Origin of the sequence: Microlunatus sp. Gsoil 973, from assembly GCF_009707365.1 — a bacterium.
Taxonomy (GTDB): Bacteria; Actinomycetota; Actinomycetes; order Propionibacteriales; family Propionibacteriaceae; genus Microlunatus.
Genome location: NZ_CP046122.1, coordinates 4,642,485 through 4,664,805 on the forward strand (window position 1 = coordinate 4,642,485; position 22,321 = coordinate 4,664,805).

Annotated in this window: 17 protein-coding genes; 7 read left to right on the forward strand and 10 right to left on the reverse strand. The window is 65.7% G+C overall.

What is annotated here, in order from left to right; translation table 11 throughout:
- The first annotated feature begins 24 nt into the window (after positions 1-24).
- Positions 25-732 (forward strand): NAD(P)H-dependent oxidoreductase, encoded by a 708-nt coding sequence (locus GJV80_RS21765; RefSeq protein WP_154689691.1) that lies wholly within the window; start codon positions 25-27, stop codon positions 730-732.
- Between the two features lie 17 nt (positions 733-749).
- Here GJV80_RS21765 and GJV80_RS21770 read toward each other — a convergent pair whose 3' ends face one another.
- The gene (locus GJV80_RS21770; RefSeq protein WP_154689692.1) at positions 750-1,118 is read right to left on the reverse strand and encodes a DUF4267 domain-containing protein; all 369 of its coding nucleotides are present in this window, start codon (positions 1,116-1,118) and stop codon (positions 750-752) included.
- Positions 1,119-1,207: 89 nt separating this feature from the next.
- Here GJV80_RS21770 and GJV80_RS21775 point away from each other — a divergent pair, with 89 nt between their 5' ends.
- The gene (locus tag GJV80_RS21775) at positions 1,208-1,789 is read left to right on the forward strand and encodes a TetR/AcrR family transcriptional regulator (RefSeq protein ID WP_154689693.1); all 582 of its coding nucleotides are present in this window, start codon (positions 1,208-1,210) and stop codon (positions 1,787-1,789) included.
- Here the strand turns inward: GJV80_RS21775 and GJV80_RS23340 are convergent.
- The 7 genes from GJV80_RS23340 to GJV80_RS21810 form a co-directional block, all read right to left on the reverse strand.
- On the reverse strand, positions 1,752-2,117 hold the full coding sequence (locus GJV80_RS23340) for a hypothetical protein (protein WP_195909069.1): 366 nt from the start codon (positions 2,115-2,117) through the stop codon (positions 1,752-1,754). The genes GJV80_RS21775 and GJV80_RS23340 overlap by 38 nt on opposite strands.
- 26 nt (positions 2,118-2,143) lie before the next feature.
- Positions 2,144-3,163, reverse strand: a complete 1,020-nt coding sequence (locus GJV80_RS21785; protein WP_230207928.1) for an ABC transporter ATP-binding protein — start codon at positions 3,161-3,163, stop codon at positions 2,144-2,146.
- Between the two features lie 2 nt (positions 3,164-3,165).
- Complete coding sequence (locus GJV80_RS21790) at positions 3,166-4,086, reverse strand: ABC transporter permease (RefSeq protein ID WP_154689694.1); 921 nt, start codon at positions 4,084-4,086, stop codon at positions 3,166-3,168.
- Positions 4,087-4,114: 28 nt separating this feature from the next.
- A complete protein-coding gene (locus GJV80_RS21795) occupies positions 4,115-5,119 on the reverse strand; it encodes an ABC transporter permease (protein ID WP_154689695.1) in 1,005 nt (334 codons plus the stop codon).
- Positions 5,120-5,167: 48 nt separating this feature from the next.
- Positions 5,168-6,838 carry an ABC transporter substrate-binding protein gene (locus GJV80_RS21800; protein ID WP_154689696.1) on the reverse strand — a complete coding sequence of 557 codons (1,671 nt, stop codon included), beginning with the start codon at positions 6,836-6,838 and terminating at the stop codon, positions 5,168-5,170.
- Positions 6,839-6,957: 119 nt separating this feature from the next.
- Positions 6,958-7,455, reverse strand: coding sequence for a GNAT family N-acetyltransferase (locus GJV80_RS21805; RefSeq protein WP_154689697.1), 498 nt, complete (start codon positions 7,453-7,455; stop codon positions 6,958-6,960).
- Positions 7,456-7,633: 178 nt separating this feature from the next.
- Positions 7,634-8,479 (reverse strand): NlpC/P60 family protein, encoded by an 846-nt coding sequence (locus GJV80_RS21810; RefSeq protein WP_195909070.1) that lies wholly within the window; start codon positions 8,477-8,479, stop codon positions 7,634-7,636.
- 565 nt (positions 8,480-9,044) lie between these two features.
- On the opposite strand from GJV80_RS21810, the gene rplJ reads away from it, so the two are divergent.
- Positions 9,045-9,707 carry a 50S ribosomal protein L10 gene (gene rplJ / locus GJV80_RS21815; protein WP_154689699.1) on the forward strand — a complete coding sequence of 221 codons (663 nt, stop codon included), beginning with the start codon at positions 9,045-9,047 and terminating at the stop codon, positions 9,705-9,707.
- Positions 9,708-9,722: 15 nt separating this feature from the next.
- Positions 9,723-10,121, forward strand: a complete 399-nt coding sequence (gene rplL, locus GJV80_RS21820) for a 50S ribosomal protein L7/L12 (RefSeq protein WP_154689700.1) — start codon at positions 9,723-9,725, stop codon at positions 10,119-10,121.
- Between the two features lie 117 nt (positions 10,122-10,238).
- Here rplL and GJV80_RS21825 read toward each other — a convergent pair whose 3' ends face one another.
- The gene (locus tag GJV80_RS21825; protein WP_154689701.1) at positions 10,239-11,636 is read right to left on the reverse strand and encodes an MFS transporter; all 1,398 of its coding nucleotides are present in this window, start codon (positions 11,634-11,636) and stop codon (positions 10,239-10,241) included.
- A 482-nt stretch (positions 11,637-12,118) separates the two neighbouring features.
- Here GJV80_RS21825 and rpoB point away from each other — a divergent pair, with 482 nt between their 5' ends.
- The 3 genes from rpoB to GJV80_RS21840 all read left to right on the forward strand — a co-directional run bounded on the left by rpoB (position 12,119) and on the right by GJV80_RS21840 (position 20,706).
- On the forward strand, positions 12,119-15,622 hold the full coding sequence (gene rpoB / locus GJV80_RS21830) for a DNA-directed RNA polymerase subunit beta (RefSeq protein ID WP_154689702.1): 3,504 nt from the start codon (positions 12,119-12,121) through the stop codon (positions 15,620-15,622).
- A 110-nt stretch (positions 15,623-15,732) separates the two neighbouring features.
- A complete protein-coding gene (locus GJV80_RS21835; protein WP_154689703.1) occupies positions 15,733-19,587 on the forward strand; it encodes a DNA-directed RNA polymerase subunit beta' in 3,855 nt (1,284 codons plus the stop codon).
- Positions 19,588-19,794: 207 nt separating this feature from the next.
- Positions 19,795-20,706, forward strand: a complete 912-nt coding sequence (locus tag GJV80_RS21840; protein WP_154689704.1) for a type IV toxin-antitoxin system AbiEi family antitoxin domain-containing protein — start codon at positions 19,795-19,797, stop codon at positions 20,704-20,706.
- 116 nt (positions 20,707-20,822) lie between these two features.
- On the opposite strand, the gene purF is transcribed toward GJV80_RS21840, so the two are convergent.
- A complete protein-coding gene (gene purF, locus GJV80_RS21845; protein ID WP_154689705.1) occupies positions 20,823-22,277 on the reverse strand; it encodes an amidophosphoribosyltransferase in 1,455 nt (484 codons plus the stop codon).
- Positions 22,278-22,321: the final 44 nt, after the last annotated feature.

Sequence of the window (22,321 nt, forward strand, 5' to 3'; positions counted from 1 at the left end):
GACTATTCAAACCACAGTGGAGGCATGGTTTCCAGTCGCCGAGCCCTCTGGGTACTTGCCCATCCCCAGCAGCGGTCCCTCAACGGACGGCTGCGCGACGTCGGTGTGTCCGCCCTGCAGCGGCACGGGTGGCAGGTCGACCAATCCGATCTGTACGCGACGGGCTGGGATCCACTGTTGACCACCGAGGGCGGCCCGGAGGTCGCGGCCGAGCAGGACAAGCTGCTCGCCGCCGACCTGCTCGTCGTCCAGTTCCCGCTGTGGTGGTACGGGCCGCCGGCGATCCTCAAGGGCTGGTTCGACCGGGTCTTCCAGGCCGGCTTCGGCTACGACGTGGTCGATCCGCAGAGCGGACGGGTCCGCAAGTACGGCGACGGACTGCTGGCCGGCAAACGCGCCCTGATCGTGGTCTCTGCGGGCGACCGGCCGGGCTCGCTGGGGACGCGCGGGATCAGCGGCCACATCGAGGACGTGCTGTGGCCCATGCTGCACGGCACCTTCTGGTACACCGGGATGCTGCCGCTGCGGCCCCAGTTGATCACCAGGGCGCGGGATCTTGATCGTGCCTCCGTCGCGCAGCAGGAGCAACTCCTGGTCACCCGCCTGTCCGGTGTGCTGACCGAGGAACCGATCCACTACCTGCCACTGGACGACGAGCACTACGACCACGGCATCCGGCTGCGCGACCAGTTCGCCCCGTCGGAGCTGAGCATCTGCGCCCATCGGTCCTGATCCGTACGATCCGAACGTCACCCGAGCCAGAGCAGCACCGCCGCGATGATCATCACCGCCGCGGTCAGGCCGTGAATGCCGAAGGCTCGAGCCCGGCTGCCACGGTTGCCCAGGACGACGAGCATGTCTCCGAACGGGATCAGGGTCTCGGCGATGATCAGCCAGGGCAGTGCGGTGGGCTGTACGAGACTGAGCAGGATCACCACGATGCCCGAGGTGACGTCCCGAACGCCCTTGAGCTGCCACCACGCCCGGGCAGGCCGGTCGGGAAGGTTCGGTAGCCCGAAGCCGGCCGCGTTGGCCTCGTTCTTGAGCAGGTACATCACCCCGACCCAGATGATCATCACAGCGACCAACCAAGCCAGAACCAGTCCGACGGTATGCATTCGCGTTCCTCCGAAGTTAGCAATGCTAGAAAGTAGAGCAACAGTAGCGCAATGCTCGTCGCGTGTCTAGCAGTGCTAGGATTTCTGTCATGGCAATCCAGGAGCGCCGCGCGCGGGACCGAGCAGAGCGTGAGCGGCGGATCATCTCCGTCGCGCGTGAGCTGGCGGAACGGGACGGTTGGGAGGCGGTCACCACCAGGCGGCTCTCCGATGCCATCGAGTACAGCCAGCCTGTGCTGTACTCACACTTTCCCGACGGCAAGGCGGGGATCGCCGCCGCATTGGCGCTGGACGGGTTCGTCGAGCTGGGTACGGCGATCCGTGATCGGCGGGGAAGTGCGCGCATCCCGCGTACGATGATCAGCCGACTGGCGGAGGCGTACCTGGACTTCGCCGAGGCGCATCCGGAGCTCTACCGGATCATGTTCGCCGCGCCGACGACGCTGGTGTTCGCCGACGACGCAACGCCGGGCCCGCTGCGGCAGGCATTCGACGAGGTGCTGGCATCAGTGGCACCGGCCGCCGGTGATCATCATCGGGAGACCTACGCCGAAGTCGTCTGGAGTTCCTTGCACGGGCTCGCGACGCTGGCGCGGGACGGCCGGCTGCCGGCAGACCACCGGAAGGCCCGGGTCAAGGTGCTGGTCGATTGTCTCGTCGGCCCGTCCTGACCATCCTGCGCGATCCCTGCGTCCGGTCGGCCGGCTGTCCGGTCGAGCCCCGACCGCTGAGCCGGATGCTGAGCAGGTGATAGCCCGCCAGCGTCTCCGCCAACTCATCCAGCTCGGCCGGCGCCGGCTCGGCGCCGTCGACGGAGGCCAGTGCGACGCTCCGGTTGAGGCCGACCATCGGTGGTCGGTCATGGCCGAGCAACAGGTCGTACAGGGTCTGCACCTGCAACCAGTCCGTCTCGTCCGCTGACGGGGCGTCGGCATGGCACGCCGGCGCGCTGAACCATCCGGTTAGCTGTTCGTTCAGCCTTCCGGCCGGACTCTTCACAGATCCGTCCGCGGCGGACCGAGCCGCTACTCCGCGAAGTGACAGGCGGCCCGCCGGCCGCCGCCGAGGTCACGCAGCAACGGCGGTGGATCGGTGCGGCAGACGTCCTCGGCGCGCGGGCAGCGGGGATGGAACGGACAACCCGGCGGGATGTGGGTCAACTCCGGAGGACGGCCACTGATCACCTCGAGTTGCTGACCCTTCTGGTCCAACCGCGGGATCGAGCGCAACAGAGCGGCCGTGTACGGATGGCCCGGCCGGGCGAAAATCCGGTCGACCGATGCGGCTTCGACCACCCGGCCGGCGTACATCACGTCGACCTGGTCGGCGACCTCGGCGACGACACCGAGGTCATGGGTGATCAACATCAGCCCCATCTGCCGTTCTGACTGGATGTCGGCGAGCAGCCGCATGATCTGGGCCTGCACGGTGACGTCAAGGGCTGTCGTCGGCTCGTCGGCGATCAACACCTCCGGCTCCAGGGCGAGCGCCATCGCGATCATCACCCGCTGCCGCATACCGCCGGAGAACTGGTGCGGATACTCCCGGATCCGCTGCCTGGCATTGGGTACCTGGACCAGGTCGAGCAACCCGATCGCACGTTTGCGGGCCTCGGACCGGGAGACGTGCCGCCGCTTGCGGAGCGCCTCGGTCAGCTGGAAGCCGACGCTGTAGACGGGGTTGAGGGCAGCGAGCGCGTCCTGGAAGACGATTGCGATGTGCTCACCGCAGACCGCCCGATGCTCCGCTTCCGGAAGGGCCAGCAGGTTCCTGCCCCGGAAGCGGATCTGGCCGCCGGTGATCCGGGCGGGTGGCTGTTGCAGCAGCCGCATGATCGCCTGGGCGGTGACGCTCTTGCCGCTGCCTGATTCGCCGACGACGGCCAGCGTCTGCCCGGGGTCGAGGGTGAGCGAGACCCCGTTGACGGCAGACACCGTACGGCCGCCGACCCGGAACTCGACCCGGAGGTCGTCGACCTCCAGCAACGGCGCCGGCGCGTCGGTAGCCGGCACCGGGGTCATGCTCTGCGTCGTCGGATTCGCCATGATCACTTCAGCTTCGGGTCGAGGGCATCGCGAAGGTTGTCGCCGATCACGACGAATGACAGCACCGTCGCCAGCAGACAGCCGAGCGGGAGGAGCAGCAGGTACGGGTAGCCGCCGGTGAACCAGGGGGCGCCGCTGCTGATCATGATTCCCCAGCTGATGGCCGGTGGCCGGACACCGATACCCAGGAAGGCCAAAACGGCCTCGGCGGAGATCACACCGGCGATCGCGGTCGGTACCAGGGCGGTCACCGCCGCGATGGCGTTCGGCAGGATGTGGCTGAACATCAGCCGCAGATCCGACGCACCGAGGGCCCGTGCCGCCCGGACGTAGTCGAGATTCTTCGATTCCAGGACCGCCGCCCGGACGTAGCGGGTGTAGCCCATCCAGCCGAATCCGGTCAGCACGATCGCCGGCTGGACGATGGTCGCGAAATCGCCGTCACCGGCATCGATGTTGCGGAAGAGGGAGAGCAGCAGCAGGGCGGCCAGCAGCAGCGGAATGACCAGGAAGACCTCGAGCAGCCGCGACACGATCGCATCCACCCAGCCCAGATAGAAGCCGGACAACAGGCCGAGCGTGATGCCGATGATCAGCGAGGCACCGACCACGGTGAAGGCCAGCAGCAATGACGGCCGGGCGCCGTGGACCAGTTGAGCCAGCACGTCACAGCCGGAGATGTCGGTTCCGAACGGGTGTGGGTGGCCGAACCCGCGGGGCTTCAACTTCGCCACGGAGATGTCGCAGCGCTGCGGATCGGTGCGGGTGAACAGACCGGGAAAGGCGGCCACCAGAATGAAGAAGACGCCGATCGCGGTTGCGATGATCACGTCGGGCCGGCGCAGCATGTGCCGGCCGACCGCGGCCCAGGTGCCGCCCTGCCGGTCTGTGCTGACGTCAAGATCGACTGCGACGCTCGTCATAGCGGATCCCTCATTACTCTGCAGCCCATCAGTCGTAGCGGATTCTCGGGTCGAGGGCGGCGTAGGCCAGGTCGACCAGCAACATCACGCCGATCGTGACCACGGACAGGATGGTGACCACGCCGACCACGACCGACACGTCACTCTTCTGTACCGACTGCCAGAGCAGGTTGCCCATCCCGCGGATGTTCATCACGCCCTCGGTGATGACCGCGCCGGACAGTGCGTCGGCGAAGACGAAGCCAACGGCGGTCACCACCGGCACCGAGGAGTTGCGAACGATGTGGTACGCGGTGACGTGCCCGTTGCTCAGCCCCTTCGATCGTGCTGTTCGGACGTGTTCGGCGTTGTAGTTCTCCAGCTGTGCAGCGCGCACCAACCGCAGGAAAGGCGCACAGCCGGTCAGCCCGAGCAACAGTCCCGGGACGATCAGGGTGATCCACGGATGATCGTTGCTGTAGGACGGCTTGAACAGCAGTGCGGGTATCGAATCCGACCCGAAGGTGCGACGGGCCCAGGTGGTCAACGGGACGGTGAAGATGAACCGATACACCACCAGCATGACGAACACCGGGAAGGCGTCGATCAGGACCGAGGTGAGCCGGATCGAGTGGTCGATCGGCCGGCCGCGGAAGCGGGCCGCCACCGAACCGAGCAGCATGCCGATGATCAACCAGGTGATCGTCACGATCACGAACAGCCGCAGGGTGTTCGGCACCGCCTGGGCCATCAGCTCGGTCAGCGGCCGCCCCTGCAGGTCGGTGCCGAAATCGCCGTGTGCGTACTGCACCAACCGCTCCCAGAACGGTCCCAGGCACGGGTTGCCGGGCTGGTCGTAACACGGATCGTCCAGCCCGTACCGCACCTCGACGGCGTGCAACTGTGACGCCGACGGCACGTGATCACCGAAGAACGCCAACGCCGGGTTGCCGTTCAGCTGGATGGCGAGTGTGGTGAGCAGGTGGAGCAGGAGCAGCACCAGCAACACGGTGAGCAGCCCCAGCAGCACCCGCCGTACGACATAGGAGACCAAGATCAGTCAGCTCGGGTTGGGATCAGTGATGACCTTCGCTTCCCTCGGTCAGCCGACGTACTTCAGCTGACGCAGCTCGGTCGCACCACTGAACGGGTTGATCACGATGTTGTCCACCCGGTCACTGTAGAAGGTGATCGAGTTGGAGAAGTCCAGTGGGATGGTCGGGAAGTCCTTGGCCAGGACCTGCTCGGCCTCCTGGTACTTGGCGATGGCCGCATCGATATCCGGTGCCTGGTCACCGGCCTTGATGGCCTTCTCGAAGTCGGCGTCGTAGTAGCCGAAGTTGGTATTGCCGTTCTTCGGGTCACCGCTGGCGTAGACCGGCGCCAGAAAGTTCTCGTTCAGCGGGTAGTCGGGGAACCAGTTGTTCCGGTACGCGCCGTCGAACTTCCGGGCGCTGCGTTCGGCGAAGAAGTCCTCACTCGGGATGAGCTTGTACTTGATGCCGAGGTTCAACGTGAGCTGATCACCGATCGCCTTGAAGTACGCCTCGCTGGTGTCGTCCTTGCCGAGGTAGATGTTGAGCACCTTGTCCGACGGCCAGCCGCCGGCCTTCTGCAATGCAGCCTTCGCCGCCGCCGGGTCGAACTTGCACCATTCGCAGGTGTCGGCCTTGCCGCCCGGGATGGTCGGGGCGACCCAGCTGGTCGCCGGCACCGACTGGCTCGGCACGACGGTGTCGATGATCTTCTGGCGATCGATCGCCATCGAGATCGCCTTACGGAACTCGATGTTGTCCCAGGGCCGGTTCTTCCGGTACAGCGGGAAGCCGAGGTAGGTCAGGTCCGCGGTCTCCTTGGTGACCTTGCGCGAGCTCAGATCGGGATCGTTGTTGGCCTGCTGCCACTGCTCGGGCGGCGGTGCACCGAGATCCAGATCACCGGCCTGGAAGTCCGGCCATGAGCTGGATCCGGCATATTCCTTCCAGTCGATCTTGTCGTAGTTGGGCACCTCGGAGAGCTTGTAGTCCTTGCGCTTGCTGGCGGTGAGCTCGACACCCTGGTTCCAGTTGTCGATCTTGAACGGGCCGTTGCCGATCGGTTTGGTCGTGCACGCCTTGATGTCGGCGATGCACGCCTTCGCGGCGGGGAAGAAGCCGGTGTAGCCCAACATGGTGGAGAAGCCTGCGAACGGCGCCGTCAACGTCACCTTCATGGTCAGGTCGTCGACGATCTTGACCCCGGACAGTTCCTTGGCCTTCGGTTTGACCGTGACGTTGCCGTCGTCATCGGTCTCGCCCTGCATGGCGTCGTAACCCTCGATGCGCTCGAAGTAGTAGTTGTTCGCCATCGCGTTCGGGCCGTACGCCGAATAGTTCCAGGACCGGGCGAACGAGGCGGCGTCGACCGGTTCACCGTTGGAGAAGGTCAGACCCTTCTTGATCTTGATGGTCCAGACCTTGTTGTCGCTGGTATCGATGCTCTGGGCAACGTAGTTGTAGGGCTTGGTGGTCTTCGGGTCGTAGCGGACCAGGCCGTCGAAGACGACGTCGAGGACGCCGATGTTGTCGCCGACGTTGGAGTCCATCGGCAACAAGGTGTCGACGTCCTGGCCAAGGGCCAGGTGGATGACCTTCTCCGAACCTTCCGAACCGGAGTCGCTGTTCGAGCCGGAACCGCCCGACGAACAGGCCGCGGTGGCGAACAGGGCAACCGCGGCGGAGGCGGCCAGCAGGGCTTTGGCAGGACGGCGTAGTGGCAGGCGACGGTGCAACATGTTTCTCTCCCGACTAGATCTGCGCCCAAATCTGACACGAATCCCGCGCCCCGGACGAGGGGGGACGCAGATTTGTTACGTCACCGTAGCGTGAAACCGGATAATTCTTTCGACCCCGGTCAGGGTCGCCGGGGGTCTGCAGCAGCGCCGGCGAACTCGGCGAGCGCGTCCCCGGTCAGCCGGTAGGTCGTCCAGTCGTCCAGCGGTACGCCCCCGATCCGGTCGTAGACGGCGATCGCGGGCGCGTTCCAGTTGAGGACCACCCACTCCATCCGGGCGAATCCGTTCTCGACGGCGATGGTCGCCAGGTGCCGCAGCAGCGCCCCGCCGAGGCCCTGCCCGCGGAACCGGGGGCGGATGAAAAGATCTTCCAGGTAGAGGCCGTGACGGCCTTCCCAGGTGGAGAAGTTGTAGAAGTACAACGCGAAGCCGGCGGTCTCCCCGCTGTCGGTCTCGGCGATCCGGCAGAACACCTTCGGGTGATCGCTGAACAGGGCGACCCGCAGGTCGGTGGTCGTTGCCTTCGCCTGCTCCGGCGATCTCTCGTACTCGGCGAGTTCCCTGATCAGTGCGACGATCTCGTCGAGATCATCCTCCCGTGCTTCGCGGATCGGCATGCCGGTCACGGTAACCGATCAGGCGGGCGGGTAGGAATCAAGCAGGAACCGAGCAGGCGTCACGCCGCGAGGGCGTGGACATGAACAGGCCCTGGGTCTGTCGACACGGACGACCGCAACGGTCTTCGACAGGCCCAGGACCCAGGGGGAACGCCGGCGAGATCAGCTGGGGTTGTGATCAGGCCGGACGACCGGCGCCGTTGTACGGCATGTACTTCATTTTGATGTATTCGATCGGTTCTCCGGGCCGACCGGCGTGAATCACCTTGCCGTGACCGGCGTAGATCGCCACGTGGCTGCGCCCGCCGTAGAAGAACACCAGGTCGCCGAGCTTCAGGTGGGACTTCTTGACGTGCTTGATCTGGCGGTACTGCGTGGTCGAACTGTGCGACAGGTGGACACCGATCGACCGGTATGCGGCCAGCGTCAGTCCGGAGCAGTCGTATGCCCGCGGGCCGTCCGCGCCGTAGCGGTACGGCTTGCCCAACTGCTTCTTGGCGAACTTCAGCGCACGCTTGCCCTTGCTCGAACCGGTCGAGGACGAGGCGGTCGAGTGGTGGAACAGCGAGGGGCTGGAGACCCGGTGTCCGTCGTGCAGCAGCACGTTCCAGACGCGATGGCCGGCGATGCCGTCCGCCCGCCAGCCGTGCTGGCGCTTGAGATGGTTGACCCGCTTCTTCGTCTTGGACCCGAAGTAGCCGGTGTCGGGGACGTTCTTCCCGTGAGCGCTCAGTTCACGCTGCAGACGGACGACCGCGGTGCCGCGCATTCCGGCATGCAGTTGGGGTGCGCGGTTGGCGACGTTCGCGGACGCAGGTTCGGCGGTCATGGTGACCAGACCGCCGACCATGGCCGCGCCGACCGCCAGACCTGCGGTGGTCCTGCCGGCTCGCTTCAGAAAGGCCGAACCGGTCTGCGCGGCCGGCGTTGCGGCCCGACGCGGTGTTGACTTGCTTCTGCTCGATGGCTTCGACGCACTGAGGTCGGCGCGCCGCGCCGCCGGCTGCTGGCCGGATTGGCGCATGCAATGACTCCCCTCGAATAGACACTGCCCCAGGGGGCGAGGGCCCCGGAGGAGATGCCCGACATCCCGACGTCGTGGCATGGTCAGGGACGTTATCTATTCGAGACATTCGACTGCAAACGCTTCCGGTGGGGACGAGCCAGAAACTGAGGGCTTCCAAAGAGTTCACTGAGTCATCGAAAGTTCAATTCGCAATGTCCTGCGTCGGCTCTGAGCTGACCGGCACTGATATCGGGACTGACATCGGGACTGATAACGGGACTGATATCGGAACTGATTTGGTGCCTCGCGACCGGCCCCGTACCCTAGGTGATGCCGAAGACCGCTGGTCGATCGCACGTTTGGATCCGAAGAGTTCCGATATCGGAACGGCCCGCGCAGGTGAACTGGAAGCTGTCGATGACGGACCTGCTCTGCAGATGATCGGTCATCACCCGCCCCGGTGCCTGCGCACCCGGGGCGCTTTTGTTTCCGGGACACTTCGCTTCCAGGCGTGCCAACACCCGCGGTTCGACGGTACTGGCCGGCAGCTGCCGGCCGTTCGTGAGAAACCGAAGGGAGACCCATGGCGAGGCCGGACAAGGCAGCCGCCGTCGCGGAGCTGAAGGACAGGTTCACCAGCTCCAACGGCGCCGTGCTGACCGAGTACCGCGGTCTCACCGTTGCCGCGCTGCGCGAACTGCGCCGCTCGCTCGGTGAGGACGCCACCTACGCCGTGACGAAGAACACCCTGACCCAGATCGCTGCCCGTGAGGCGGGCATCGACGGGATCGACGAGCAGCTCGCCGGCCCGACAGCGATCGCCTTCATCGACGGTGACCCGGTCACCGTCGCCAAGGGCTTGAGGGACTTCGCCAAGGCGAATCCGCTTCTGGTGATCAAGGGCGGCGTGCTCGAGGGCAAGGCCCTCAGCGCCGACGAGGTGAAGAAGCTCGCGGATCTCGAGTCCCGGGAGACGCTGCTGGCCAAGCTGGCCGGTGCCATGAAGGGCACCATGGCCAACGCCGCTTCCCTCTTCAACGCTCCGCTCAGCCAGGCGGCCCGGGTTGTGGCTGCCCTGGAGGCCAAGGCCAAGGAGGACCCCTCCGTCATCGGGGGCGCCGGCGCTGCCGCCGCCACCGAGCCGGAGGCTGCCGCCGGCGCCGAGGCACCGGAAGCCACCCAGACTGCTGCAGCACCCGCTGCGGAAGACAGCACCCCCGCAGCAGACGCTGCAGACGAGAACTAAGGAAGGACGCCGATCATGGCGAAGCTCAGCACCGAAGAGCTCCTTGATGCCTTCAAGGAGATGACGCTGATCGAGCTCAGCGAGTTCGTGAAGAAGTTCGAGGACACCTTCGAGGTCACCGCGGCCGCCCCGGTCGCCGTTGCCGCCGCTGGTGCCCCGGCCGCCGCAGGTGGCGGCGACGCTGCCGAGGAGGAGGCCGGTTCCGACGAGGTCGACGTGATCCTCGAGTCCGCCGGCGAGAAGAAGATCCAGGTCATCAAGGAGGTGCGCTCGCTCACCTCGCTCGGCCTCAAGGAGGCCAAGGAGCTGGTCGAGAGCGCCCCGAAGGCGGTCCTGGAGAAGGTTGCCAAGGACGCCGCGGACAAGGCCAAGGAGGCCCTCGAGGCCGCCGGTGCCACCGTCACCGTCAAGTGACGCCTGCCTACCGCTGACAACTCGGCAGGCATCTGACAACGCCGCTGCCGCGGTCCCGAAGGGGGTCGCGGCAGCGGCGTTTCGCGTCGGTCACCCCGCTTGGGACGGCCGGACCGATCACACGGCTGGTGACGGTCGCTCCCCGGCGGAGCCGGTCTCCGGCGGCACCACCGCGTAGGACGCGTCGTCCTCGATGTCGACGCGGGAACGGTCGGGCAGCAGCACAACGGCGACGATGGTGACCACCGCACAGAACAGGATGTAGACGCTGATCGCGTACCCGGTCTTGAAACCGCCGATCAGCGCCGTCGCGATGAGCGCCGCCGGACCGCCGGCGACGATGGACGCGAGCTGGTAGCCCAGTCCGGCGCCGGCGTACCGCATCCGGGTCGGGAAGCTCTCCGCGATCAGCGACGCCTGCGGGCCGTACTGCATGGCATGCGGGATCAGGCCGAGCGCCAGCGCCAGGAACACCACCCAGGGGATCTCGGTGTTCAGCATCGCGAAGTAGATGAAGCCCCAGACTCCCATCAGCGCCGCGCCGGTCAGGTAGACGCGCTTGCGCCCGATCCGGTCGGAGAGATGGCCGAAATAGGGCAGGACCAGCAGTTCGACGATGGCCGCCACCATGGTGCCGATCAGGGCGAAGTTGTCGGAGAAACCGCCGTGTTCGGGCAGGGTGACATAGCTCAGTACGAACGCCGTGATGACGTAGAACGGCGCCTGTTCCGACATGCGCGCCAGGGCCGACAGGATGATCTGCTTGGGGTAGCGCCTGATCACCTCGGCCACCGGGGCCCGCTCCACCCGCTGTTCCTGGACGACCCTGGCGAACATCGGCGTCTCCAGGATCCGCAGCCGGATGTACAGGCCGATGCCGACCAGCACCAGGGAGAGTAGGAACGGGATCCGCCAGCCCCATGTGGTGAACGCGTCGCCGGAGATGGTGTTGAAGACCGCCAACAGGGCGGTTGCCAGGATCAGTCCGATCGCGACGCCAAGCTGTGGCCAACTGCCGAACAGGCCGCGGCGCTTCTGGTTGCCCCATTCCATCGAGAGCAGCACCGAGCCGCTCCACTCGCCGCCGACAGCGATCCCCTGGAGGATGCGCATCAGCACCAGCAGCGTCGGCGCCAGCAATCCGAAGGTCCCCGCACCCGGCAGGATGCCGATCACGGTTGTTGACAGGCCCATCATCAGCAGCGTCACGATGAGCATCGCTTTGCGACCGATCCGGTCGCCCCAGTGTCCGAAGATCGCCGCGCCGATCGGTCGGGCGGCGAACCCGACGAAATAGGTCGTGAACGAGGCGAGCAGTCCGACGTAGGTCGTCTGGTTGGGAAAGAAGAGTTTCGGGAAGACGAGTGCGGCGGCACTTCCGTAGAGGAAGTAGTCGTACCACTCGATGGTCGTGCCGACGGTGCTCGCCACCGCCGCCTTGCGTACCTGCCGTCTGTGTTCGGGCGTGTCGACGACCTGTCGAGCGCGCGCCGCGTCCTGCGGATCCAACGTCATTGTTGGTAACCCCTTCGAGTCAGTCCCCGATCCGAGTTACTTCAGTGGTCGATCTATTGCTAGGCCATACTGCTCAGGCCCGGGAGGATTGCGCAACGGCAGCGGAGGTGTCGCCGGGGACCAACGTCCCGACCCGGTGCCGTGGTCCTTGCCGCCGACCCGTCGCTGAGTATGCTCAGTCCCTGTACGGACCCGAGGAGGCCAGAAAACCAGCCGGCAGCCTCGCGCGGTTTGAGGTCGACGGGGACACGGACCGGAAGGTCCTTGAGTGGCGTGCCCGGTGGGGTTTACAATCTGCCGCCCTTGTTGTACTCTGGTATTTCGCCCATGCGTTCCGTCGACCCGTTTCACTTGGATTCACTTGACACGGGTCGTTTGGCGTGCGTGGGTTCGGGACGCGAACCGGAGCTGGTTCGCCCCCGCTCCAAGTAAATAGACCAACCCAACTCCGAACCGCCCGCGAGTTCTCGGAAGGACCACTCTTGGCCGCCTCGCGCACTGCCCCATCTCGCTCCACGAAGTCTGGGAAGTCACCCATCTCCGCTTCCGGCCGAATCTCTTTCGCCAAGATCGACGAACCACTCGAAGTTCCGAATCTGCTGGATCTGCAGACCCGGTCCTTCGACTGGCTGATCGGTAATGACGCGTGGAAGGCACGCGTCGAAGCGGACCTGGCCGCTGGCCGTACCGACGTCAACACCAAATCAGGACTCGAAGAGGTCTTCGAGGAGCTGTCCCCGATCGAGGACTTCTCCCAGACCATGTCGCTGTCGTTCCGCGACTATCGCTTCGAGCCACCCAAGTATTCGGTGGAGGAGTGCAAGGAGCGCGACGTCAATTACGCCGCATCGCTCTTCGTCACCGCCGAGTTCATGAACAACGAGACCGGCGAGATCAAGAGCCAGACCGTTTTCATCGGTGACTTCCCGTTGATGACCGACAAGGGCACCTTCATCGTCAACGGCACCGAGCGGGTCGTCGTCTCCCAGCTCGTCCGGTCCCCGGGCGTCTACTTCGAGCAGACCCCGGACAAGACCTCCGACAAGGAGATCTTCACCGCAAAGATCATTCCGTCGCGCGGTGCGTGGCTGGAGTTCGAGATCGACAAGCGCGACACCGTCGGCGTACGGCTGGACCGCAAGCGCAAGCAGAACGTCACCGTCCTGCTGAAGGCGCTCGGCTGGACCGACGCACAGATCACCGAGCGTTTCGGACAGTACGAGTCCATGCGACTCACCCTGGAGAAGGACCACACCTCGACCCAGGACGAGGCCCTGCTGGACATCTACCGCAAGCTGCGCCCGGGTGAGCCGCCGACCCGTGAGGCCGCTCAGACCCTGCTGGAGAACTACTACTTCAACCCGAAGCGGTACGACCTGGCCAAGGTCGGTCGGTACAAGATCAACAAGAAGCTCGGCCTTGACCTGCCGTTCGACCAGCAGGTGCTGACTATCGACGACATCGTCGCAACGATCGAGTTCGTCGTCGCGCTGCACGAGGGCAAGGAGACCCTGCCGGCTCCCAACGGCAACGGTGATCTTGTCATCGAAGAGGACGACATCGATCACTTCGGCAATCGCCGGTTGCGGACCGTCGGCGAGCTGGTGCAGAACCAGCTGCGCACCGGCCTGTCCCGGATGGAGCGGGTCGTCCGTGACCGGATGACCACTCAGGACGTCGAGGCCATCACCCCGCAGACGTTGATCAACGTCCGCCCGGTGACCGCGGCACTGCGGGAGTTCTTCGGCACTTCCCAGCTGTCGCAGTTCATGGACGACACCAACCCGCTGGCCGGACTCACCCACAAGCGCCGGTTGTCGGCGCTGGGCCCGGGTGGTCTGTCCCGTGATCGGGCCGGCATGGAGGTCCGCGACGTGCACACCAGCCACTATGGCCGGATGTGCCCGATCGAGACCCCGGAAGGCCCGAACATCGGCCTGATCGGTTCGCTGGCGAGCTTCGCCCGGGTGAACGCGTTCGGATTCATCGAGACGCCGTACCGGAAGGTCGTCGATGGTGTCGTGACCGACCAGATCGACTACCTGACCGCCGACGAGGAGGACCGCTTCGACATCGCCCAGGCCAACGCCGCGGTCGATGAGAACGGTCGCTTCACCGAGGAGCGGGTGCTGGTCCGCAAGCGTCACGGCGAGACCGACGAGATCCACGCCGGCGAGGTCGACTACATCGACGTCTCGCCGCGACAGATGGTCTCGGTGGCCACCGCGATGATCCCGTTCCTTGAGCACGACGACGCGTCCCGGGCCCTGATGGGCTCGAACATGCAGCGTCAGGCGGTGCCGCTGGTCCGGTCCGAGGCGCCGTTCGTCGGCACCGGCATGGAATACCGCGGCGCGGTCGACGCTGCCGATGTCACGGTCGCCAAGGCGCCCGGCGTTGTGCAGTCCGTTTCGGCCGACCTGGTCGAGATCGCCCAGGACGACGGCACGTACAAGGTGTACAAGCTGGAGAAGTTCCAGCGGTCCAACCACGGCACCTGCATCAACCAGCGTCCGCTGGTCTCCGCCGGACAGCGCGTCGAGGTCGGTACGCCGATCGCCGACGGTCCCTGCACCGACGGTGGCGAGATGTCGCTCGGCCGCAACCTGCTGGTCGCGTTCATGCCCTGGGAGGGCCTGAACTACGAGGACGCGATCATCCTCAACCAGCGGTTGGTCCAGGACGACGTCCTCACCTCGATCCACATCGAGGAGCACGAGGTCGACGCCCGCGACACCAAGCTGGGCGCGGAGGAGATCACCCGGGACATCCCGAACGTCTCCGAGGAGATGCTGGCCGACCTGGACGAGCGTGGCATCGTCCGGATCGGGGCCGAGGTGGGCACCGGCGACATCCTGGTCGGCAAGGTCACCCCGAAGGGCGAGACCGAGCTGACCCCGGAGGAGCGGCTGCTGCGGGCGATCTTCGGTGAGAAGGCCCGTGAGGTCCGCGACACCTCGCTCAAGGTCCCGCACGGCGAGTCCGGCACCGTCATCGGCGTCCGGGTCTTCGACCGCGAGTCCGACGACGAGCTGTCGCCGGGTGTCAACCAGCTGGTCCGGGTCTACGTCGCCCAGAAGCGGAAGATCCAGGACGGCGACAAGCTCGCCGGCCGGCACGGCAACAAGGGTGTCATCTCCAAGATCCTGCCCGCCGAGGACATGCCGTTCCTTGAGGACGGCACGCCGGTCGACATCATCCTCAACCCGATGGGTGTGCCGAGCCGGATGAACGTCGGTCAGGTGCTGGAGACCCACCTCGGTTGGGTCGGCAAGCAGGGCTGGGACATCGACGGTGTCGACGAGCCCTGGGCGGAGCGGTTGCGCTCGGTCGGCCTGGGCCATGTCGAGGGCGACTCGCGTCTGGCGACGCCGGTCTTCGACGGTGCGCGTGAGGAGGAGATCACCGGTCTGCTCTCCAACACCCTGCCCAACCGGGACGGTCAGCGGATGGTCACCTCCGACGGCAAGGCGCGGTTGTACGACGGCCGCAGTGGCGAGCCGTTCCCGGACCCGGTGGGCGTCGGCTACATCTACATGCTGAAGCTCCACCACCTGGTCGACGACAAGATCCACGCCCGGTCCACCGGCCCGTACTCGATGATCACCCAGCAGCCGCTGGGCGGTAAGGCACAGTTCGGTGGCCAGCGGTTCGGCGAGATGGAGGTCTGGGCGCTCGAGGCGTACGGCGCCGCTTGGGCCCTGCAGGAGTTGCTGACCATCAAGTCCGACGACATCCCGGGCCGCGTCAAGGTCTACGAGGCGATCGTCAAGGGCGAGAACATCCCCGAGCCCGGTATCCCGGAATCGTTCAAGGTGCTGGTCAAGGAGATGAAGTCGCTCTGCCTGAACGTCGAGGTGCTGTCCAGTGACGGCACCGAGGTCGAGCTGCGGGACTCCGACGAGGACAACTACCGCGCCTCCGACGAGTTCGGCATCGATCTCTCCCGGCGCCCGGGCGCCGACCTCGGAGTCGAAGAAGTCTGATCCCGTCGGCGACGGCCCGCCTGTGCGTGACTACCGGCGGGCTTGTCGCGGGATCGGTCCCAAGAGCCAACAACCTCCTCAGTGATTAAGAGATAAGAGAGACAGACACTGTGCTCGATGTGAACTTCTTCGACACGATCCGGATCGGGTTGGCCAGCGCCGACGAGATCCGTGCATGGTCCTACGGCGAGGTGAAGAAGCCGGAGACCATCAACTACCGGACCCTCAAGCCGGAACGTGACGGCCTGTTCTGCGAGAAGATCTTCGGTCCCACCCGGGACTGGGAGTGTTATTGCGGCAAGTACAAGCGGGTCCGCTTCAAGGGCATCATCTGTGAGCGCTGCGGCGTCGAGGTGACTCGGTCCAAGGTCCGCCGCGAGCGGATGGGCCACATCGAACTGGCCGCACCGGTCACCCACATCTGGTACTTCAAGGGTGTTCCGAGCCGGCTGGGCTACCTGCTCGACATCGCCCCGAAGGACCTGGAGAAGGTCATCTACTTCGCGGCGTACATGATCACGTCCGTCGACGAGGAGGGTCGCCACCGCGACCTGTCCTCGCTGGAGGCCAAGATCGACACCGAGCGCAAGCAGCTCGAGGGTCGCCGGGACTCCGACATCGAGAACCGGATGAAGAAGCTCGAGGAGGACATGGCCCAACTCGAGTCCGAGGGTGCCAAGTCCGACGCCAAGCGCAAGGTGCGTGAGGGTGCCGAGCGCGAGGTCAAGCAGTTGCGTGACCGGGCCCAGCGCGAGCTGGACCGGTTGGACGCGGTCTGGAACCGGTTCAAGAACCTCAAGGTCCAAGACCTCGAGGGCGACGAGATCCTCTACCGCGAGATGAAGAACCGGTTCGGCCGGTACTTCGAGGGCTCGATGGGCGCCGACGCGATCCAGAAGCGGCTGCAGACCTTCGATCTGGGGGCCGAGGCCGCCAACCTGCGCGAGACCATCCAGACCGGCAAGGGGCAGCGCAAGACCCGTGCCCTGAAGCGGCTGAAGGTCGTGTCCGCGTTCCTGCAGACCCGCAACGCAGCCGATGCGATGGTGCTGGACGCCGTCCCGGTCATCCCACCGGACCTGCGCCCGATGGTGCAGCTGGACGGCGGCCGGTTCGCCACCAGCGACCTGAACGACCTGTACCGCCGGGTGATCAACCGGAACAACCGGCTGAAGCGGCTGCTTGATCTCGGCGCACCCGAGATCATCGTCAACAACGAGAAGCGGATGCTGCAGGAGGCCGTCGACTCGCTGTTCGACAACGGTCGCCGCGGTCGTCCGGTCACCGGGCCGGGCAACCGGCCGCTGAAGTCGATCTCCGACATGCTGAAGGGCAAGCAGGGCCGGTTCCGGCAGAACCTGCTCGGTAAGCGCGTCGACTACTCCGGCCGTTCGGTCATCGTGGTCGGCCCGCAGCTGAAGCTGCATCAGTGCGGTCTGCCCAAGGCCATGGCCCTCGAGCTGTTCAAGCCGTTCGTGATGAAGCGGCTGGACGACCTCAACCACGCCCAGAACATCAAGTCCGCCAAGCGGATGGTCGAGCGCCAGCGCCCGGTCGTCTGGGACGTTCTGGAAGAGGTCATCGCCGAGCACCCGGTGCTGCTGAACCGCGCGCCGACACTGCACCGGCTGGGCATCCAGGCCTTCGAGCCGCAGCTGATCGAGGGCAAGGCGATCCAGATCCACCCGTTGGTCTGCACCGCCTTCAACGCCGACTTCGACGGTGACCAGATGGCAGTTCACCTGCCGCTGTCCGCCGAGGCCCAGGCCGAGGCCCGGATCCTGATGTTGTCGACCAACAACATCCTGAAGCCGGCCGACGGCCGGCCGGTGACCATGCCGACCCAGGACATGATCATCGGTGGCTACTACCTGACCATGGACCGCGACGAGGTGCACGGCAACGGTCGGATCTTCGGCTCGGTGGCCGAAGCCCAGATGGCGTTCGATCTGGGGCAGATCGACGTCCAGGCCAAGATCAAGATCCGGATGAAGGACATCGTCCCGCCGGCCGGCTCCGAGCTGCGCGCCGACGGCACCATCCTGCTGGAGACGACCTTGGGTCGGGCCCTGTTCAACGAGGCGCTGCCGGACGACTACCCGTTCGTCAACTCCGAGGTGGGCAAGAAGCAGTTGGGCGTGATCGTCAACGATCTGGCCGAGCGCTACCCGAAGGTCGAGGTGGCCGCCTGCCTGGACAACCTGAAGGAGCTCGGTTTCCACTGGGCGACCCGTTCGGGTGTCACGGTGTCGATCGGCGACGTCTCGACTCCGGCCGACAAGGTCGAGATCCTGTCCGAGTACGAGGGTCGGGCCAAGAAGGTCGACACCCAGTACGACCGGGGGCTGATCACCGAGGACGAGCGGCGCCAGGAACTGATCGAGATCTGGACCGACGCCACCAGCGTGCTCGGGCAGGCGATGGAGAAGAACTTCTCCAAGACCAACCCGATCTACATGATGGTGCACTCGGGTGCCCGCGGGAACATGGTGCAGATGCGGCAGATCGCCGCTATGCGTGGTCTCGTGGTGAACCCGAAGGGTGAGATCATCGCGCGGCCGATCAAGTCCAACTTCCGTGAAGGTCTGACCGTGTTGGAGTACTTCAACTCCACCCACGGTGGCCGGAAGGGCCAGGCCGACACCGCGCTGCGGACCGCCGACTCGGGTTACCTGACCCGGCGTCTGGTGGACGTCAGCCAGGACGTGATCATCCGCGAGGAGGACTGCGGGACCGAGCGGGGTCTGATCAAGACCATTGCCACCGATGAGACCGGTACGCTCGTTGCCGACGAGCACGTCGAGACCGCGGTGTACGCCCGGACGCTGGCCGTCGACGTGCTGGACGCGCAAGGCAACGTGTTGCTGCCGGCCGGAGTCGATCTTGGTGACGTCAACATCAAGTTGCTGATCGACAACGGCGTGTCCCAGGTCCGGGTCCGCAGCGTGCTCACCTGTGAGTCCGCCTCCGGCACCTGCGCGATGTGCTACGGCCGGTCGCTGGCCAGCGGCAAGCTGGTCGACGTCGGTGAGGCCGTCGGGATCGTCGCGGCGCAGTCCATCGGTGAGCCGGGTACCCAGCTGACCATGCGGACCTTCCACACCGGTGGTGTCGCGGGTGATGACATCACCCAGGGTCTGCCGCGTGTGGTCGAGCTCTTCGAGGCCCGCCAGCCCAAGGGCAAGGCGCCGATCGCCGAGGCGGCCGGCCGGATCGAGATCGAGGACGGTGATCGCTCCAAGAAGTTGATCATCACCCCCGACGACGGTTCGGACAAGGTCGAGATCGCGGTCAGCCGCCGGGTCCGGCTGCTGGTCGACGAAGGTGATCATGTCGACGTCGGTCAGCAGTTGACCGCCGGTACTCCGGATCCGCAGGACGTGCTGCGCATCCTCGGTGTCCGCAAGGTGCAGGAGCACCTGGTGGAAGAGGTGCAGACCGTCTACCGGACCCAGGGTGCGGAGATCCACGAGAAGCACATCGAGATCATCATCCGGCAGATGCTGCGTCGGGTGACGGTGATCGAGTCCGGTGACTCCGAGCTGCTCGCCGGTGATCTGGTCGACCGTCCGTCGTACGAGGCGGCCAACCGCAGGGTGGTGGCCGAGGGCGGTACCCCGGCCTCCGGACGCCCGGTGCTGATGGGCATCACCAAGGCGTCGCTGGCAACCGAGTCGTGGCTCTCGGCGGCCTCCTTCCAGGAGACCACCAAGGTCCTGACCGATGCCGCGATCCACGGCAAGTCCGACAGCCTTGTCGGTCTGAAGGAGAACGTCATCCTCGGCAAGCTGATCCCGGCCGGCACCGGCCTGGAGCGCTACCGCAACATCCGGGTGGAGCCCACTCCGGAGGCGCGGGCGCAGGCGTACTCGATGGTCGGTTACGACCCGTTCGACTACGACTTCGGCTCCGGCAGCGGTGCTGCGGTTCCGCTGGAGGAGTTCGATCTCGGCGACTACCGGTAGGTCCTGCCTCACCCCTCTTGCCGCACCAACTACTGCACCCCGCACCCTGTACACAGGGTGCGGGGTGCAGTACGTAGTGCGGCAAAAAGAGGATCGGGGCCGTACGGGTCCCGAGGGGGTTGTCCACAGGAATTCGGCAGGCCGCGGTTGTCCACAGATCCGGGTCAGTGGTGAACCACCGGCGGCAAACACGCCCAATGTGATTGTGTGAGCCAATTGTTCTTGTCCCGGGAACTCGCCGCATCCGGTATCGAGTTCGGTGAGATCCGCCAGCTGCAGCGCAACGGTGAGCTGGAGCGGCTGCGGCGTGGCGCCTATATCGAACCGGCCGCGCTGTCGGAGACCGAAAGGCATCTGCTGCTGGTCAAGGCGGCGATGGCGATGTCCGAATCCGACTCGGTGGTCAGCTTCGGGTCCGCGGCCGTGCTGCACCAACTGCCCGTCGAGAAGGACCGGATCACTCGGGTGCATCTGACCAGGAAACGCAACAGCTCGGGTCGGGTCCGTCGTGGGATCCATGTGCACGTCGCCCCGCTGAGCGAGGCCGACCTTTCTCAGGTCGACGGTCTGGCGGTGACCGGTCTCGACCGGACCGTTGTTGATCTTGCCAGAACGACGACGCTCGGAATGGCGGTTGCCGCCGGCGACGCGGCACTGCGCCGGGGGATGGATCGCGAAGCCGCACGTGACCAACTGGAGCTGGCCAGGAGAAGGCGGGGGATCCGTACGGCCCGGCGCGCGGTCGAGCTCATCGACGGTCGTTCCGAGTCGGTCGCGGAGTCGCTCAGTCGGGTGATCATGAGCAACAACGATCTACCGCTGCCCGAGCTTCAGGTCGAGATCACCGGCGGTGGGGGGTTCGCCGCCAGGGTCGATTTCCTGTGGGAGGACGCCAAGGTCGTCGGCGAGTTCGACGGCTATGTCAAGTACGGCCGACTGCTGGCGCCCGGTGAGCAGCCCGGAGACGCGGTCTTCAAGGAGAAGATCCGCGAGGACCGGCTGCGTGAACTCGGCTACATCGTGGTCCGCTGGGTCTGGGACGACCTGCTCCATCCCCAACGCCTCGTTGCCCGGATCCGGCGCGCGCTGGAGGTCGCAGCGCGGGCGGGTCGTCGCTGACCGAGCCCTCACCCCGTGCCGCACCGGCTGTTGCACGCCGCACCGTGTGTACAGGGTGCGGCGTGCAACAGGTGGTGCGGCAAGGGGGAGGGGGTCGGGACCGCGGGACGGGGCGGCTAGGAGAGTTGGGTCTCGCGGACCCAGGCGAGGTAGTCCTCGGAGACCTTGCCGGTCACATAATCACCGGTGAAACAGCTGAGCTCCAGCGACTTCACCTCGGAATCCTCGATGATCGCGGACTCGAGATCGTCGATGTCCTGGTAGATCAACCGGTCCGCACCGATCTGTTCGGCGATCTCGTCGACATCCCGATCATGGGCGATGAACTCCTCCGGCGTCGGCAGGTTGATCCCGTACACGTTGGGGAAACGCAACGGCGGAGCCGCGGAGGCGAAGGTCACCGAGCGAGCCCCGCAGGAGCGGGCGAGTTCGATGATCTGGGCCGAGGTGGTACCGCGGACGATCGAGTCCTCCACGATCAGTACGTTCTTGCCGGCGAACTCGGCGGGCATCGGATTGAGCTTCTGCCGGACGCTCTGCCGCCGCAGCGCCTGGCCGGGCATGATGAAGGTCCGGCCGACGTAGAAGTTCTTGTAGAAGCCTTCCCGGTAATCGATCCCGAGCTGCCGTGCCACCTGGATGGCGGCCGGCCGGGCGGAGTCGGGGACCGGCATCACGACGTCGATGTCACCGGCCGGAAGCTCCCTGGTGATCTTGTCCGCCAGCCGCTCACCCAGCCGCAACCTGGCCTCGTACACCGAGATGCCGTTCATGATCGAATCCGGGCGGGCGAGATAGATGTACTCGAAGGCGCACGGGACGAGCGATGTCTGGTCCGCGCACTGCCGGGCGAAGAACTCGCCGCTGCTGGATATGAAGATCGCCTCACCCGGCGCGACATCACGGACCACGGTGAAACCGGACGCCTCCAGAGCGACCGACTCCGATGCGAGCATCCATTCCGGACCCGCGGCCGAGTTCCGCCGGCCGATGATCAACGGCCTGATGCCGTACGGGTCACGAAAGCCGAGCAGACCGTGGCCGGCGATCAACGCCACCACGGCGTACGAGCCCTCAAGCCGCTGATGCGTCTGCCGTACGGCAGCGAAGATCTGCTCCGGTTCCAGCTCGATCCCGCTGATCTGTGACTGCAGTTCGGTAGCCAGGACGTTGACCAGCATCTCGGTATCGCCGGTGGAGTTCATGTGCCGGCGGTCGATGTGGAAGAGATCATCGGCGAGTTCGCGGACATTGGTCAGGTTTCCGTTGTGTACCAACGTGATGCCGTACGGCGCGTTCACGTAGAACGGCTGCACCTCCCGTTCGTTCGCCGCATCCCCACGGGTGGTGTAACGGACGTGACCGAGTCCGACCGTGCCGAGCAGGGACCGCATGTCCCGGGTCCGGAACGCTTCGCGGACCTGACCACGAGTCTTCGATGCGTGGAACGTCGCGCCGTCCTGGGTAACAATTCCCGTGGCATCCTGTCCGCGATGCTGCAACATCAACAGCGCGTCGTAGATCTGCTGGTTCACCGGTTCGGTCGAGACGATGCCGACGATGCCGCACATGCGGCCAGCGTATCGACGCGTGGCCGGTCGGTGATCGCGCCGTC